The organism is Pseudoalteromonas sp. MQS005, assembly GCF_001661605.1.
Lineage (GTDB): Bacteria > Pseudomonadota > Gammaproteobacteria > Enterobacterales > Alteromonadaceae > Pseudoalteromonas > Pseudoalteromonas tetraodonis.
This window is the reverse complement of record NZ_LYRQ01000004.1, coordinates 16939-33241: the sequence shown is the minus strand read 5'-3', so window position 1 is coordinate 33241 and position 16303 is coordinate 16939. Positions and strand designations below refer to the sequence as shown.

At 42.5% G+C, this 16303-nt stretch carries 14 protein-coding genes; 8 read left to right on the top strand and 6 right to left on the bottom strand.

Going from position 1 to position 16303, the window contains the following annotated elements; genetic code table 11:
* Positions 1-37 precede the first annotated feature (37 nt).
* The 6 genes from A9479_RS03005 (at position 38) to A9479_RS02980 (ending at position 7968) form a co-directional block, all read left to right on the top strand.
* On the top strand, positions 38-670 hold the full coding sequence (locus A9479_RS03005; protein ID WP_013466239.1) for a PepSY-associated TM helix domain-containing protein: 633 nt from the start codon (positions 38-40) through the stop codon (positions 668-670).
* The gene (locus A9479_RS03000; protein WP_016899010.1) at positions 670-1179 is read left to right on the top strand and encodes a DUF2271 domain-containing protein; all 510 of its coding nucleotides are present in this window, start codon (positions 670-672) and stop codon (positions 1177-1179) included. The genes A9479_RS03005 and A9479_RS03000 overlap by 1 nt, the downstream gene beginning before the upstream one ends.
* A gap of 34 nt (positions 1180-1213) precedes the next feature.
* Entirely contained in the window at positions 1214-2059 is an 846-nt protein-coding gene (locus A9479_RS02995; RefSeq protein WP_064662665.1) for a DUF4198 domain-containing protein, read from the top strand.
* Between the two features lie 275 nt (positions 2060-2334).
* Positions 2335-4869 (top strand): TonB-dependent siderophore receptor, encoded by a 2535-nt coding sequence (locus A9479_RS02990; protein ID WP_064662664.1) that lies wholly within the window; start codon positions 2335-2337, stop codon positions 4867-4869.
* A 207-nt stretch (positions 4870-5076) separates the two neighbouring features.
* On the top strand, positions 5077-5970 hold the full coding sequence (locus A9479_RS02985; protein WP_064662663.1) for a hypothetical protein: 894 nt from the start codon (positions 5077-5079) through the stop codon (positions 5968-5970).
* Positions 5971-6072: 102 nt separating this feature from the next.
* Positions 6073-7968: a monovalent cation:proton antiporter-2 (CPA2) family protein gene (locus A9479_RS02980; RefSeq protein ID WP_064662662.1), complete on the top strand. Its 1896-nt coding sequence runs from the start codon at positions 6073-6075 to the stop codon at positions 7966-7968.
* Here A9479_RS02980 and A9479_RS02975 read toward each other — a convergent pair.
* From A9479_RS02975 to A9479_RS02950, 6 genes are all read right to left on the bottom strand, one after another.
* On the bottom strand, positions 7943-8671 hold the full coding sequence (locus A9479_RS02975; protein ID WP_064662661.1) for a hypothetical protein: 729 nt from the start codon (positions 8669-8671) through the stop codon (positions 7943-7945). The genes A9479_RS02980 and A9479_RS02975 overlap by 26 nt on opposite strands.
* A gap of 119 nt (positions 8672-8790) precedes the next feature.
* A complete protein-coding gene (locus A9479_RS02970; RefSeq protein WP_064662703.1) occupies positions 8791-10587 on the bottom strand; it encodes an alkaline phosphatase in 1797 nt (598 codons plus the stop codon).
* A gap of 11 nt (positions 10588-10598) precedes the next feature.
* Complete coding sequence (locus A9479_RS02965) at positions 10599-12188, bottom strand: alkaline phosphatase (RefSeq protein ID WP_028834721.1); 1590 nt, start codon at positions 12186-12188, stop codon at positions 10599-10601.
* 187 nt (positions 12189-12375) lie between these two features.
* Positions 12376-13584, bottom strand: coding sequence for a CynX/NimT family MFS transporter (locus A9479_RS02960; protein ID WP_064662660.1), 1209 nt, complete (start codon positions 13582-13584; stop codon positions 12376-12378).
* 78 nt (positions 13585-13662) lie between these two features.
* Positions 13663-14133, bottom strand: a complete 471-nt coding sequence (gene cynS / locus A9479_RS02955; RefSeq protein ID WP_028834723.1) for a cyanase — start codon at positions 14131-14133, stop codon at positions 13663-13665.
* A gap of 24 nt (positions 14134-14157) precedes the next feature.
* Entirely contained in the window at positions 14158-14817 is a 660-nt protein-coding gene (locus A9479_RS02950) for a carbonic anhydrase (protein WP_064662659.1), read from the bottom strand.
* A 105-nt stretch (positions 14818-14922) separates the two neighbouring features.
* Here A9479_RS02950 and cynR point away from each other — a divergent pair, with 105 nt between their 5' ends.
* Together cynR and A9479_RS02940 are read left to right on the top strand one after the other, a co-directional pair.
* Positions 14923-15816 carry a transcriptional regulator CynR gene (cynR, locus tag A9479_RS02945; protein WP_016898996.1) on the top strand — a complete coding sequence of 298 codons (894 nt, stop codon included), beginning with the start codon at positions 14923-14925 and terminating at the stop codon, positions 15814-15816.
* Between the two features lie 100 nt (positions 15817-15916).
* Positions 15917-16162 carry a DUF3297 family protein gene (locus A9479_RS02940; RefSeq protein WP_008112798.1) on the top strand — a complete coding sequence of 82 codons (246 nt, stop codon included), beginning with the start codon at positions 15917-15919 and terminating at the stop codon, positions 16160-16162.
* The last annotated feature ends 141 nt before the right edge of the window (positions 16163-16303 follow it).

The following is a 16303-nucleotide window of genomic DNA, read 5'->3' as shown; positions in this document are numbered from 1 at the left end:
TTATCATCCGTATAAATTAAATAAGTTTGTACCTTTTATGCCCTTTGTTAATAAACGCACTTTATATAGTACAAGTCGTACTCTACATATCTATATTTCCACCGCTTTGTTTTTTTTACTTATTCTATTTTGTGTAAGCGGTATAGTGCTAAACCATGTTGACTGGTTAAAAAACGATAAAAACAATGGCCAAATTACGGTCCAAATCCCCCAAGATCTGCTTACTCAAGCAAATACACAATTAAATAGCCTGCCTGCTATTTATCCACAAATAGAAGCTTACTTAGCCAAACACTATGGGCTTAATAAAGTGAAAAGCATTGAATGGGAAAAGCAAGATTCACTGGTTATGCTCGACTACCCATTACCAGCAGGCTATGCCTACGCAGAGTTTGATTTTATCAGTGGCGAATTGTTGCTCGATTATCAAACCGGTGGTTTTTTAAGTGTTATCAGCGATTTGCACAAAGGTCGTCATTCAGGAGAGGTATGGAGCTGGGTTATTGATATATCAGCGGTGCTGATGATTCTATTTGCCATCACCGGCATGATTATTTTATTTCAAAACAGAAAAAAACGCTTAGCAGGAATATGGATAACCGTATTAGGAATCGCAACACCATTGGTTATTTATTTATGCTGGGTTCCACAAATTAAAGGAGTGTTTTAATGTTCAAGTTTAAATCTTTAATTAGCACCGTATTGTTGTTAATTGCCGTGTGTTTTCACACTTCGGTGGCAGCGCAATCGCCCCAATTAGAAATCGAATTAACTCTACCTGAGTTAGATGTGCAGCCCTATCATCGCCCTTATGTTGCAGTTTGGCTCGAAACACCAGAGCGAAAACATGTCACAACGTTAGCGCTTTGGGTACAAAAAGCGGAATGGTTTAAAGACCTACGCCAATGGTGGCGTAAAGCAGGTAAAAGTGATGCAAACTTCGATGGGGTTAGTAGCGCAACCAAACGCGCAGGCACTTATACCATTAATTGGGACGGAAACGATCTTAATGGCAAATCAGTTATCGCAGGAAAATACCTGTTAAATGTTGAAGTTGTTCGTGAAGAAGGCGGGCGTGATTACAGCCGTATTGAGCTTGATTTAACCCAATCAGGAAAAATAACCATTGATGGTAAAAACGAATTTTCAACCAGCTTTGTCACTGTATCCGCTAGGTAGTCCCTACTTATCATTCAAATTTAAAGGAAAAATAATGAACGTTAATTTATTAAAAACAGCACTCATTGGCGCACTGAGTTTATCAGCGCTGGTATCAACAGCTGCAAGTGCACATGGCCGCTGGTTACTACCTTCGCATACCTCGCTATCAGGGGATAAAGCCCATTATGTAATGATTGATGCGAGTATTTCTAACGAAATTTTTGCACCTGATAAAGCATTTCGTCCAAGCACAAAAGGCGCTGAATACGACGATACTCTGCTTATGGCACTTGCCCCAAATGGCGAGCAAGTTACCGATACCATTCGTGCCTATTACCTACAACGCAAAAGCTCTACTGCAGTAAAACTTCAGCAACAAGGCACCTATCATATTGCGATGACGCAAAAACCTATGTACATGACATTCTACAAAAATACAGCAGGTGAGCGAAGCCGTGTATTCGCCAAAAAAGCAGATGCCAATCTACCTAAAGACGCCAGCGACATCACTACAATTAAAACCATCTCTACTGTTGATACCTTTGTTAGTCATAATGGTACCTCTAAACCAGCACAATTAGGTCAAGGCTTAGAGCTTAGCGGCCCAACGCATCCAAACGATTTATTTGTTGGCGAGCAAGCGCGCTTTCAGCTAATAAGCGATGGAAAGCCGGTTGGCGAAGGCATTGAAGTTAGCATTTTAAAAGGCGATACACGCTACCGTAACGAACGTGGCGAAATAAAAGTAACGACCGACAAAAACGGCATGTTTAGCACAACGTGGAAAGAGCCAGGCCTATACCTAATCGAAACCTCTCAAAAAGTGACAGTAAACGAAAAAGATGTAGACGCCAGCCGCTATGTATTATTTACCACCCTTGAAGTAGCACCTGAATAACTTTTTAATTCCCTACAGGCCACATTAATCGTTTGGCCTGTAGCTTCTTTATAATTTAAACCCTTTAGCAAAGCTTTAAACCAAGTTAGTCATTTTCGCTGCCTAAATAAGCATAATCCTATATTTTAGCCTCCTTGTCTGTTCCTGTTTCAATCTATTATTCCGATCACTTATTTTTATGAAAATAGTTGAATAACTTAGTCAATTTAGATCTTTGCGATGCACTAGCCGCTTATATATGATGCGCCCTTTTCAAAATCTTCAAGGCACGCTTAATGACTTTTCAGCATTTATCAGCTAATAAAAAATTAGCACTTAGCTTGGCTATTTCCACCGCACTTAGCGCCTCTTTTTCAGCTGCTAATGCGGCTGAGCAAACTAACCAAGTCGAAGAAAATATCGAAGTAATTTCAGTAACAGGCACGCGTCGCAGTTTGCGTAGTATTGCGCAAAGTACTGTGCCTGTAGATATTATTAGCAGTGACGATATGGCAAGTACGGGGCAACTTGAAATTAGCCAAGTGCTCGCTAACCAAGTCCCGAGCTTTAACTACCCAAGTGCCACACTCTCTGATGGCACCGATCATGCTCGCCCAGCGGTTTTAAGAGGCCTTGCACCCGATCACACCTTAGTCCTTATTAACGGTAAGCGTCGCCACTCTGGTGCGTTATTAAACTTAGGGGGTACGGTTGGTCGCGGCTCTACCGCGGTTGATTTAAACATGATCCCAACCTCTGCAATTAAGCGTGTTGAAGTACTGCGCGATGGGGCTGCAGCACAATATGGCTCTGACGCCATTGCGGGAGTAATCAATATTGTTTTAAAAGATGCCACCGAAGGCGGCAGTGTTAGTGTAACTTATGGCCAATACGACAGCCAAATGGCAGGTGTACCGCAACTAAATAGCACTTATGCGGATGATAACGGCAACCTTGCATTTAATTTAGGCGACGATCGTCACGTTAACGACGGTAATACCCGCACAATTAGCGCAAACTCAGGTTTTTCATTAACAGACAATGGTTTTGTAAATGTATCAATTGAATACCGTGATAACGACTCAACTCAACGCTCTGGTTTTGATCCGCGCGAACAATACAGCCGCCTAGATGATGGCAGCCTAGACCCACGCGAATTTACAATTGATCGCTACAATCACCGTTTTGGTAAAGCAGCGTTGGAAGACTACGCTTTGTTTTACAATATGGGATACGATTTAGAGAATGGCTTTAATGTTTATTCGTTTGGTAGCTATTCAGAGCGTGAAGGTAACTCGGGCGGATTTTACCGTCGTGCAAAAGACAGCCGCAATGTTTTAGAGCTATACCCTAATGGCTTTTTGCCACAAATTGCTACCGACGTAAAAGATTACTCGCTGGCACTTGGTTTACAAGGCGATAGTGGCGACTGGACTTGGGATGTAAGCACCAACTACGGCCGAAATGACTTTGGTTTAGGGGTTGTAAATAGCCTAAATACTTCGTTAGGTACTAACAGCCAAACTGAGTTTGATAACGGCGCCATGGTTTACGATCAGTTTTTAGTTAACTTTGATGCCTATACCAGCGTTGATTTTGGTTTACCCGATGATGTGTTTTTCACTATTGGTGCTGAATACCGCCGTGAAAGCTATAAAATAGAGCAAGGCGAAGAAGCCTCTTATATTACTGCGCTTGATAACAACGGCAACCCAATTGCTGCTGGCGGTGCGCAAGTGCTTCCTGGGTTTGGGCCGCAAAGCGCAACCAATAAAAGTCGTCATAATGTTGCTGTATTTGCTGAATTTGATACTTACTTAACTGATAAATGGAATGTTGTTTTAGCCAGTCGCTATGAAGATTACAGCGATTTTGGTAACACATTTACTTCAAAATTAGCCACGCGTTACAGTATTAACGACAACCTATCGTTACGTGGTGCGGCAAGTACTGGCTTTCGTGCGCCGTCACTTGCACAAAGCTCGTACCGTCAAATATCGACTATTCTCGAAAATAACCAGCCTTTTGAAGTTGGTCTATTCCCAAGCTCTGCTCCTGCAGCGCAAGCGTTAGGTGCAAAACAGCTCGATGCAGAAGACTCAGTTAACGTTACCGCTGGATTTGTTTACACTCAAGGTGGCTTTAGCTTAACAGTTGATGCGTACCGCATTGATATTGATGACCGGATTGTACTCTCTGAAAACTTAAGCGGTAACGCTGTGCAGCAAATTCTAGCTAATGCTGGCGAGCTAAATACCGAAAGTGTTCGTTACTTTACCAACGCCATCAATTCGCGCACGCAAGGTGTTGATATTGTGGCAACGTACACACTTGATTTAAATACATTGGGTGATGTGCGCTTAAATGCGGCGGCAAACATTAACGATACCGAAGTGACTCATGTAGATGCAAACCCGAGCGAGCTAAATTCTTTAGGCGATGACTACGTGGTATTTGCCCGTCGTGAAGTAGGCCGTTTTGAGCAAGGCACACCCGATAACAAGTTAAACCTATCGGCTGTTTGGAGCTTTAACCAATTGCAAACAACCTTGCGTGCAACTCGCTATGGGGAAGTGGCAGATATTTCAACCACCAGCGAGGGTGATGAATATTTAGATGCTAAATGGATTGCTGATTTAGAAGTCGCTTATCGTCCTAACGAAGCGTGGAAATTTGCAGTGGGTGCAAATAACTTGTTCGATCAGTACCCTCAAGCAACGGTAGATAATATTGGCTACTCTAACTTTGGCCAAATATTTCCGTACACGCCTTACACACCCTACAGTTTAGATGGGCGCTTTTTATACGGTAACATTACTTACAATTTTTAAGTAAAACGCCCATTAACAATCGAGTAATTACAAAAGGATGCAGTGTGCATCCTTTTTATTAACATTTAGTATTTTTAACCATATTTTGGCATTTTAACTTTTTAATTACTGCTGCCACCTCATATAAAACAACAACTTACATTTCGGCCTCAATTTTGCTCTATACTTTGTATATTAACTAAAATAATCAATATCAAAGGACTAAACATGAGCGCATCAACTCTATTCAACTTCACTAAGCCCGTTTCATTAATTAGTGGCATTTTATTACTCAGCGGTTGTGTATTTCACATATCGCCCAGTGTCGCATCAGTTAAACAAACCCAGCAGCTTTCACTACCAAGCAATAACCTTGAGTACTTAACGATATTAAGTGGTGCCGGTTCGCTCGATATTCAGGGCTCTAATACTGCAACCAATATTAGCGTTGATGCCATCATTTACACCGACGACATTGACGATGAATACGAACTCACCCTTGAGAAAAGCGGTACACAAGCAAAACTTGTTGCACAAAATAAAAGTAATAATGGGATTAGCTTTTACAGCGGGCAATCACCAAGTATCAATTTAGTTGTTACCGTACCTAACACCCTAAATTTAGATATTAACGACGGCTCAGGCGATATTGTTATTAACGAGATGCAAAGCAATATTGATGTAAAAGATGGTTCTGGCAGCTTATCTATCAATGGTGCTAAAAACCTAAATATTGACGATGGCTCGGGCAGTATTTACGTAAAAAATGTGGTCGGCGACTTAGCATTAAATGACGGCTCAGGCAGCATTGATATTGATAATGTCAGTGGTAATGTCGCTATTGAAGATGGCTCTGGCGAAATGCAAGTGACTAACGTAACAGGCGTATTAAATGTTGAAGATGGCTCGGGCGGCATAACTATTAAACATATTAAAGGCGCAGTCACCGTAGACGATAACTCAGGAGATATGTTGATTGAACATATTGGCTCAAGCGTGACGATTGAAGATGGCTCTGGCGATATTCGCGTTAATTACGCTAAAGCGCTAACTATTACAGAAGCAGGCTCGGGTGATGTCAGTATTGATAATATTTCAGGCACTGTAAAATTAGACCGCTAATACACTAATAAAGCGAAATAAATGGCTGTTCACTACATCAGTTATTGTATTTTACTAACACCTAAGCCATGCTAAATGTCTTGAAATTATTAGGATAAACGCGTGTTAGAAATTGCTTTAATTTATTTAGCCGCCGCCATTGTGGCTGTTCCTATTGCCAAACGACTTGGCTTAGGATCAGTACTGGGTTATTTAATTGCTGGCATAATGATTGGTCCCTATGCATTGGGAGTCGTAGGGGATCAAACCGATGTAATGCACTTTGCCGAATTTGGCGTAGTGATGATGCTATTTTTGGTCGGACTTGAACTACAACCCTCACGACTATGGAAGCTTCGGCACTCTATTTTAGGGCTTGGTGGCTTACAGGTGGTGCTAACTGCGGCGGTTATTTTTGCCTTTTGTTATTGGTTTTTTACCATGCATTGGCAAACCGCATTGGCCATTGGTTTAATGCTGGCACTTTCTTCTACCGCGATTGTATTGCAAAGCCTCGAAGAAAAAGGCTGGTTAAAGCAAGAAGCTGGGCAAAATGCATTTTCGGTTTTATTATTTCAAGATATTGCCATTATTCCTATTTTAGCGCTACTCCCCTTACTCGCGTTTGCTGCACCAAGTAGCTCAAAACAAATTAGCGATTCAATCATTGCAGGCTGGCCTGTTTGGCAACAAGTAGGCGTCTCTGTTGGCGTTATTGCCGCTATCATTGCTGGCGGTAAATATGTGTCGGCACCACTGTTTAGATACATCGCACAAACTCACATGCGTGAAATATTCACTATTTTTGCATTGTTTTTAGTCGTGGCTATTTCGCTTGTAATGCACAGTATTGGCCTATCACCTGCTTTAGGTACTTTTTTAGCCGGTGTAGTATTGGCCGAAAGTGAATTTAGACACGAATTAGAAGCCGACATAGAGCCCTTTAAAGGCCTATTGCTAGGACTATTTTTTATCACTGTAGGGGCTTCAATTAATTTTGAGCTATTATTTAATCAATTTAGTACCGTGGTTGCTTTAGTTGCCTTATTAATTGTCATTAAAGCCTGCATTTTGTTTGCCCTTGCTGTCACATTTAAAATTAGCTCAAAGCAAAAACTATTGTTTACATTGGCACTAGCACAAGGTGGTGAATTTGCTTTTGTACTTTTAAGCGTGACCACCACATTAAGTATTTTAACCCCAGAACAAACCAGTCTAGTGACCTTAGTGGTTGCGGTATCTATGTTGATAGCTCCTTTATTACTGATGCTGTATGAGCAAATACAAAAACGCAGTAGTAGCACTAAGCCTGAGTTTGATAAACCAGAACAAATAAATACCGCTAAACACGTAATTATTGCGGGCTATGGCCGCTTTGGGCAAATTATGGGACGTTTATTACATGCACAAGGCTATGAAATTACCGTACTTGATCACAGCCCAAGCCAAATAGAACTGCTGCGCCGCTTTGGTAACACCGTATTTTACGGTGATGCTGCTCGCCAAGAACTGCTTGAAGCCGCAGGCGCGCATACTGCACAAATGCTGGTTGTTGCAATTGATAACCCAGATAAAACCATTGAAATTATTAAGCTTGCACATAAAAACTACCCACAATTAAAAATAGTGGCGCGCGCAATCGATCGTCGCCATGCGTATCAACTACTGAATCTAAAAGTGGATGCGTTTAACCGCGAAACCGTCGACTCAGCCATTAACTTAGCCATAGAGTCACTGCAGCTACTTGGCAATAGCAAAGAAGACGCTGAGCGTGCTGGTAAATTATTTAGGGATCATGACCGTGCATCTGTGTTACAACTTTCTGAGCTTTGGGGAGATGATGCCAGCTACGGCGTTGCAGTACGCCAACGTATGGAAGATTTAAAACAGGTATTACAGCAAGATAAGCAAGCACAGCAAAATTTAAATACCTGTGATGCAAACGATTATGAAAATGGCTTAACAGAAGACTCTGCTAAGCCTAAAAAACGACCTAATGATGATGCCCACCTTGAATAGCCTCACCTTGAGGATTATAAAAACCGGTGGCGCCGTGCTCTATAAAGCCTAGGTTAATCATTTTTGCTAAAAATGGGTCGCTTTCGTTATCGCCAATGTCGGCATAGTCGGTGGTTTGAAAGTTATCCCATTTTGCAAACTGAGCCTTAATCGCTGGTGTGTCATTTTGCACCGCGTCTAAGCTAAGTGACGTGCTTGCTTTATTCGCTAGGTTACTAATACTAAATGTTTTTACCAGTTTTGAATGGGTAAAAAATGCCAAGTTATACTGAGAGTTATTTTCTTCTAAGCTGTAATTTTTTATTTCGTTGCAGCCTTCGCCTTCGGTGCTCACTAATGTCATTTTTTCAATAAGATGATTATCTACCAGCTGTACTTTTGCACTCCAGTTTTGCACTCCTTGCACCTCTGAGGGCTGATATTCAATACCGCGCTGCTGCGCATTAAAATAACGAATAGGCCGTATTTGATTGTTGCTCGTATGCTGCCAAAGCTCTGTTATAACTTGGCTTTGGTGCGCCACTTGTTGCTCATTTCGCCAAAGGGTGAGAGTTTGGCTGTTTGCCTTATTATTTTTAAGCGCTTGTGGAGCCTTATTAATAATAGTGTAAGTGGCTTTTAATACCTGTGGATTTATATCGCACTGCTCAGCAAAGCTGCTTGCGCTAAATAATGCGCTCATTATTAAAAATACTTTTTTCATTGGGCTATCTCTTTAGTTAATCGCTTTTAGCTTAATTGCCTTTAACATAACCAAAAATAATGGCAGTTTAATGACATAAAAAACCCGCACAGTGTGCGGGTTGTTTTATATCGCAAGGTTTATTGCGCTACTTTTTCATCCGCGGCTTTTACAAAGTCAGCGGCAAAGTCCATAACATGGAATAAAAAGCTTTGCTCATTAGTACCTGTTACTAAATGCGCCCCAGGGCCCATTGCATACACACCTACATCTTCGCCTGCGTGAGTTTCTGATGATAGTGGCACAAGTGCCTCTTGGTGAAAACCTGGCGTTGTAGTATCAACATTACTTAAATCAACACGCCCTGTAACGGGTGCTGCTAAGTAAGATGCATCAGCATCGGTTTCTGCACCTAGGTCTCTGTAGCCTAAACCATTAGTGTAACCAACTGTAGTATAAGGCATATCGTCGGCAGCAAGGCTGGGCTCTGTTTGCCCTACACCAACCACTTTACCTAAAATTGGGTTACCGCGTTTAGGGTAGCCCGCAATGGTAAATACGTGACTGTGATCGGCTGTCACTACAATTAGCGTCTCTTCTGGGTTGGTGTTTTCCATCGCTACTTTTACTGCTTTAGCCAGCTCTACAGTATCGTTCAGTGCGTTGTATGCATTACCCGCATGATGCGCGTGGTCAATACGTCCCGACTCAACCGTTAAGAAAAAGCCTTTATCGTTGTTATCAAGCACATCAATCGCTTTTTCGGTCATTTGTGATAATGAAGGCTCGCCTGCAATATCATTGCCACGGTCGGCTTCGTACTGCATGTGAGATTCATTAAATAAACCAAATACACGCTCAGTTGTGGTTGCATCAATAGCAGCAAAACCCGCTTGATCCATCACATAAGCACCATTTGGATATTGCGTTTTCCACTCGGCGGTTAAGTCGCGATTATCTGTACGATCGCCCTCTACAGCACTAACAGCATCAGCTGAGTTAAACGCGGCATCTTTTGGTAAAAAGTGACGACGCCCGCCACCCATAACCACTTCAATTCCGTCTACATCAATACCACTAAAACGTGCTTCTAGGTTCTTTTCAAAGTTAACCAGCTGTGAGGCAATATCTTCACAATTAGCTGACTCAGAAGCAGGCATATCTGAAATATCTTCCCAGTTACGGTCTGCCGATTTAGCGTAGGTTGCCGCAGGTGTTGCATGGGTAATACGTGCAGTAGAAACAATACCCGTAGACTTACCGGCAATCTCAGCCAACTCTAATGATGTAACAAGCTCATGTCCTTTGCCTGATGCACAACTACCACGTTCAACCGCTTCGTCTATACCAATTACACCCACATCGGTTTTTACACCTGAGGCCATTGCCGTCATTGTACCGGCAGAATCTGGCGTTTGTGCATCCACGTTATAGGTTTTTACAAACCCAGAGTACGGCATGGTTTCAAAGCTTAATTGGTGATCTTCACCCATTTCACCCTGTAATTGCCCCGCTAAAATACGGGCAGCTGTCACAGTAGAAATACCCATTCCATCGCCAACAAACAAGATCACATTTTTAGCTTTACCCGATTCAGTTACCACTTTACTTGCAGCATCTTGCGCGCCGGCGAGCTTAGTTTGTGCATCACTAAACCATACGTTATTGCTAAGAGACGCCAGCTGCTCACTCGTTAATGAGGTGGCTGGGTCGTTACAGACTAAGTTAGTGTGCGTTACTTCGTTGCTCTCTAATTGCCCGTTTGTATTGGTATCAACACCGCTTTGTGTTTCTACGCCGCCATTAACACACTGTGCTGAGCCTACTGCGATTTGGTTATCTACCGCTAAAATATTATTGCTGTTTTTGTCGTCATCACTCGAACACCCCGTTAATGCGACCATTACTGCTAAAGAAAGTACTGTTAATTTATTCATGTGAGCCGCCATTATTGCTGAGTTAGTTCAAGAGCTTGATTAATTAAATGAAATACAACGTTTTGCTCAATAACACCTTGAGCTAGGTGAGCACCCGGTCCGGTTGCATGCAGTGAAATATCTTCACCTGCGTGTGTTTCAGAGCTCAGTGGTACCGTGGTTTCTTGGTGAAAACCTGGCGTTGTTGTATCAACACCATTTAGCTCAACACGTCCTGCAACCGCAGCTGTTTCATAGCTTGCGTCCGCATCCGTTTCATCGATTAAGTTTCTAAAACCGAGGCCATTTGCATAACCTACTGTGGTGTATGGCATGTTATCAGCAGCTAGCGTTGGTGTAGTTTGCCCTACAGCAACCACTTTACCTAAAATTGGGTTACCACGTTTAGGGTACCCTGCAATAGTAAATACATGGCTGTGGTCAGCTGTAACTAAAATAAGGGTTTCTTCTGGATTGGTGTTATCAACGGCAGCTTGTACTGCTTTTGCAAATTCAATGGTGTCGTTAAGTGCATTGTATGCGTTACCCGCATGGTGAGCATGGTCAATGCGCCCCGACTCAACTGTTAAGAAAAAGCCTTTTTCGTTTTTACCCAGCACATCAATGGCTTTGGTGGTCATATCGGTAAGCGATGGCTCGCCTGCTATATCGTTTGCACGGTCAGCTTCGTATTGCATGTGCGATTCATTAAATAAACCAAATACTTTAGTGGCGTCATCGGCAATGCTATTAAAACCGGCTTCATCCATCACATAAGTGCCATTTGGATACTGTGTTTGCCACTCAGTAACAAGGTTACGCTCATCGGTACGATCGCCTTCTACGGCGCTCATAGCGTCAGTAGAATTTGCCGCGGCCTCTTTTGGTAAAAAGTGACGACGGCCGCCACCCATCACAAAATCTAAGCCATCAACATCGGTTCCGACAAAGCGTGCTTCTAGGTTTTTTTCAAAATTAACCAGCTGTGAGGCAATATCTTCACAGCCAGCATTCACTGCTGCCTCAGGCATGTCTGAGATATCTTCCCAGTTGCGATCAGCCGATTTAGCATAGGTTGCCGCAGGCGTTGCATGGGTAATGCGGGCAGTAGAGATAATTCCTGTTGCTAGGCCTTTAATTTCAGCAAGCTCAGTGGCTGTAAGTAACTCATTACCAGCCACCGTTGAGCACTCACCGCGCTCAATATCTTCATCAACACCAATAACACCCACATCGGTTTTTACACCTGAGATCATGGCCGTCATGGTGCCTGCAGAGTCTGGCGTTTGTGCATCCACATTATAGGTTTTAACTTGCGCAGAATAAGGGAACTGCTCAAAGCTTAAATAGCCTTCTTCGCCAAGCTGGTTATTGCGTTGACCTTGTAAAATACGCGCTGCCGTTAAGGTAGAAATACCCATGCCATCGCCTACAAATAAAATAACATTTTTAGCTTTAGTATTTTTAATTGCCTGCGCTTGCGTTGTTTTTGTTGTTAGTTTTGCTTGGGCAGCGCTGTACCAGCTGCTGTCTTTTTGACTTTGCGGTAAAACATTGGCATGACTAACGGCACTAAACGCACAGGTTAGTGCGATTGCCGCAGCAACTTTTTTAATTTTCATCCGTAATTCCCATTATGTAGTGGTTATTTTTAAAAGTGTGAACACAAAAAACATCAACCGCTGTACTCTAAAAAAGAGATATGACTAATAAAGGTAATTTTGATGAAGAAAAAATGACGGTGGCAATAAAACGCAGAATAAAGTGAAAGGGGATGGGATTTAAAAAAGCTTAAATCCCATTAAAAAGTTAATGGGTAATATTTATAGCCTTTGCATACGTTGCAGGAGCAAATCGGATTGTCATAAACAGCATTGCAATTAGCGTTATCACCAACATAAACCAAGATGCTTGATAGCGTGCAGTAACATCGAGTAAAACACCTGCTATATAAGGTACGATAGCGGTAATAATAAAACCAACACCTTGGACAAACGCAGTGAGTACACCTGCCAATTTTGGATTAGACAAGTGATCGAGCGCCACGGTGAGTGTTAGCGAAAAACAAGCACCTAAACCACACCCTATCATCCCCACCCAAACGTTCATCATAGAGTCGGGCATCAATATTAATCCTATAAAACCTATTAGCTGAATCGCAACAGCAAAAAATAACCAAGGTCGCCTGTCTAAGCGGTTTGCTGAAAGTACCGGTGCGCCCAATGCACCAATTACCTGAAAAACAGTCATAACGCCAATAAGCTCCCCACTATTTTGTGCACTCCATCCTAAATCCTGAGCGTAACTAGGTAACCAAGCAATCATGCACGCGTAGCCGCCATTAGCGAATCCAAAATAGGCAGCAAGTAACCATGCTCGCTGGTTAAAAAATAAATTAAGCTTAATACTATTATGCTTTGCGTCCATCGGCTCCTGCGGCCTTAACCACCAAAGCAACAGAGCAATAACAGGAATGATAAGCCACACTCCAAGCCCTGCTTGCCAACTGCCATAATGCACCGCCACTCGCGGTGTTAATATTGCAGCTATACCACCGCCTGCCATAAGTGAGGCAGAATATACCCCCATAGCTAAAGGAACTCGCTGTGGATACCAACGTTTAACCACTCCTGGAGCCATCGCTTGCACTATTGCAATGCCTGTACCGCCTAATAACGCACTGATTATTAACGCCCAACTACTGCCAAGCCACAAACGCCAAAAACCAGCTAATGCAATTGCAAACAATCCACCAGCAATCCACGCATTTTCACTTAAATAACGCCCAAGCCAAGGAAGCAATAATGGAAACACGCCCATACAAAACATAGGGAGTACGGTTAACAAAGACGCCCCTTGTAAACCAAGCCCAGTGCTTAAACGAATTTCTTCAAGTAATGGGCCGGTAGAGGTAAGCGTGGGTCGTAAGGTCATTGCGAGCACAGCAATGATTAACATTGGCCAAAAAAGCGAAAGCGCCGATGCATAAGAAGAAGTAGAAGTGCTGTGATTACTCATCAATAAAAACCATCCTTAATAACCAAAAAAAGCCGGCGCTTAGCGCCGACTGTTTATATACAAAATATTATAAAGCGTTTAGAAAGGCTTGTAAGGTAAGAACTTACCATCAAGCGTAATTACAGCACGTGAGCCACCTTCAGGATCTTCAACTTTTTTCATATCTACTTTAAAATTAATTGCACTAATAATACCGTCGCCAAACTGCTCATGAACTAATGCCTTAAACGTTGTACCGTATACTTGCATCATTTCATAAAAACGGTAAATAGTCGGATCAGTTGGCATATTGTTTTCGACACTACCACGTAGTGGAATAGCTTTAAGTAACTCAACCGCACTTGCATCAAGGCCCAGCGTTTGTGCCACTTTTTCAGCGGCTTCTGCAGGCAATGGGTGCTGGCCTAATAAAGCCGCCGTCACGTAAACGTCGCTTAAACCTGTGCCCTCTGCAATTTGTTCAAACGACAGATTTTTTTCTGCTTTTGCAGCAATAATTATATCGGTTAATGCTAGGCGCGCCGTGTTGCTCACTTGAGATTGGATCATAATAGTACCTCTTACAATGGTTGGTTAAACAGCTACAGGAAGCTGAATTGGATATGCACGAACATCGGTATGTTCGGCAAGGGAAACAAACGTATTCGTTGCGCCATTTAAAGCTTCAATGCCGCCAGATTCGATATCATAAACCCAGCCATGTAATGCCAAGCGACCTTCGCCAAGCGCAAGACGCACCGATGGATGGGTTTTAATGTTTTCAAGTTGTGCGATAACGTTTTCGCGTACCATAGCTTCAATGCGCTCACGTTCATTTGCGTGATTGCGCGCTTCATTAACAATGCGAGCTGAGTCGGCGTAACGCAGCCAACTGCCAACAGCAGGCATGTGATCCATGCACTTACAGGTTGCTATTGCCGTCATTGCTCCGCAATCAGAATGGCCGCAAATAACCACATCGGTTACTTGCAGTGCAGTAACTGCATATTCAACTGATGCAGAAACCCCGCCAGGCTCAGGCCCGTAAGATGGGACGATGTTTCCGGCATTGCGAATAACAAATAATCCACCAGGTTCACGTTGTGTTACGAGCTCAGGCACTAAACGACTATCAGAACATGAAATAAACAAAGTCCGTGGATTTTGCTTAGTAGCCAAATTTTTAAATAAATCGGCACGCTCTGGGTATGCATCACTTTGAAACTTTAAAAAACCTTCAATGATATCTTTCATAACGGGTGTCTCTATATTGTCGATGAGATGAATATTACGCCCGCTTTTTAATAAGGTAAAAGACTGGTATATTATGATGCCGATAAGAAATACTTATAGTTAACTATGATACTTCGCCACATCAATTACTTTTTGGCCGTTGCCAAGCACAAAAACTTCACCAAAGCAGCAGCGTCCTTATATGTGTCTCAACCTGCGTTGTCGCAACAAATTAAACAGCTTGAAGAAACCCTCGGTGCACCTTTATTTGACCGCTCAGGGCGCAGCGTAAAGTTAACCGATGCGGGTGAGGTATATGCTCGTTATGCACACAGAGCCTTGCAGGATTTAGAAGAAGGTAAGCGGGCGATTCATGATGTACAAAACCTCAGCCGGGGGTCATTGCGAGTGGCTATTACGCCGACGTTTACTACTTATTTTATTGGGCCATTAGTCAACGCATTTCATCAGCACTACCCCAACATCACCTTAAGCATGGAAGAGATGTCGCAAGAACGCATGGAAAATCGTTTGTTAGATGATGAGTTTGATGTAGGTATAGCCTTTGAAGGCAACCATAGTGCAGACATACACGCCCAAACTTTATTACAAGAGACACTCGCTTTAGTAGTAAATAAACACCATGCTTTAGCTAGCAAACACCGTATTGACCTGAGCACTTTAAATGAACAATCACTGGTGCTGCTCAGTAATGAGTTTGCAACTCGCGAACAAATTGAACGTCATTGTCGCCAACACAAGGTGCAGCCTAATGTACTTATGGAAGCCAATTCACTCAGTGCCGTTATTGAAATAGTGCGCCATACACAACTAGCTACTTTGCTTCCCTCTAACATAGCGAGTAAACACGAAGAGTTAGTTGCCATTACTCTTGCACCTTCATTATTAAAACGTACCGCTGTGTTATTACAGCGACAAGATGCTTACCAAAGTGCCGCAACAGCCGCTTTTATAGAGCTGGCTCACAGCACCGCTGAGGCAATAAGCTCAAACATATAACGATAAAACTAAAAGCCGCTCAGTTTATGAATGTCGTGCTTGAGCATAAGCCAGCTATTGCCTACAATAGCGCATAATTAATTCAACGCAGATCACCAATATGACTGATACAAACAAACCAGAATTACCAAATCAACTGTCTATCAACCCACGTAGCAAATTTTATGTAGAAGAAGTATTTGAGCATGAAATCGGTATTACACTTAACGGTAAAGAGCGTTTTGACGTTGAAGAATACTGCATCAGCGAAGGTTGGATAAAAGTAGCGGCACCTAAAGCGCTAGACCGTCGCGGCCAGCCATTACTTATGAAAGTAAAAGGCACTGTAGAAGCGTTTTACAAGTAATAGCTTACTTGTAAAAAGAAAAGCGACACCTTACTGGGTAGTCGCTTTTTTTGTGCCTTTTAAAAACAGCTTTAACATGTTGAACTTTTTTCATACTCAACCTGATGAAGTTTCATTATGAATTTTCAAAAAGTATGTTTG

What these genes read in the sequence shown, in the direction of transcription:
- A9479_RS03005 (WP_013466239.1), top strand. Translation starts at nt 38, where the DNA reads ATGCCCTTTGTTAATAAACGCACTTTATATAGTACAAGTCGTACTCTA.
- A9479_RS03000 (WP_016899010.1), top strand. Translation starts at nt 670, where the DNA reads ATGTTCAAGTTTAAATCTTTAATTAGCACCGTATTGTTGTTAATTGCC.
- A9479_RS02995 (WP_064662665.1), top strand. Translation starts at nt 1,214, where the DNA reads ATGAACGTTAATTTATTAAAAACAGCACTCATTGGCGCACTGAGTTTA.
- A9479_RS02990 (WP_064662664.1), top strand. Translation starts at nt 2,335, where the DNA reads ATGACTTTTCAGCATTTATCAGCTAATAAAAAATTAGCACTTAGCTTG.
- A9479_RS02985 (WP_064662663.1), top strand. Translation starts at nt 5,077, where the DNA reads ATGAGCGCATCAACTCTATTCAACTTCACTAAGCCCGTTTCATTAATT.
- A9479_RS02975 (WP_064662661.1), bottom strand. Translation starts at nt 8,671, where the DNA reads ATGAAAAAAGTATTTTTAATAATGAGCGCATTATTTAGCGCAAGCAGC.
- A9479_RS02970 (WP_064662703.1), bottom strand. Translation starts at nt 10,587, where the DNA reads ATGAATAAATTAACAGTACTTTCTTTAGCAGTAATGGTCGCATTAACG.
- A9479_RS02965 (WP_028834721.1), bottom strand. Translation starts at nt 12,188, where the DNA reads ATGAAAATTAAAAAAGTTGCTGCGGCAATCGCACTAACCTGTGCGTTT.
- A9479_RS02960 (WP_064662660.1), bottom strand. Translation starts at nt 13,584, where the DNA reads ATGAGTAATCACAGCACTTCTACTTCTTCTTATGCATCGGCGCTTTCG.
- cynS (WP_028834723.1), bottom strand. Translation starts at nt 14,133, where the DNA reads ATGATCCAATCTCAAGTGAGCAACACGGCGCGCCTAGCATTAACCGAT.
- A9479_RS02950 (WP_064662659.1), bottom strand. Translation starts at nt 14,817, where the DNA reads ATGAAAGATATCATTGAAGGTTTTTTAAAGTTTCAAAGTGATGCATAC.
- cynR (WP_016898996.1), top strand. Translation starts at nt 14,923, where the DNA reads ATGATACTTCGCCACATCAATTACTTTTTGGCCGTTGCCAAGCACAAA.
- A9479_RS02940 (WP_008112798.1), top strand. Translation starts at nt 15,917, where the DNA reads ATGACTGATACAAACAAACCAGAATTACCAAATCAACTGTCTATCAAC.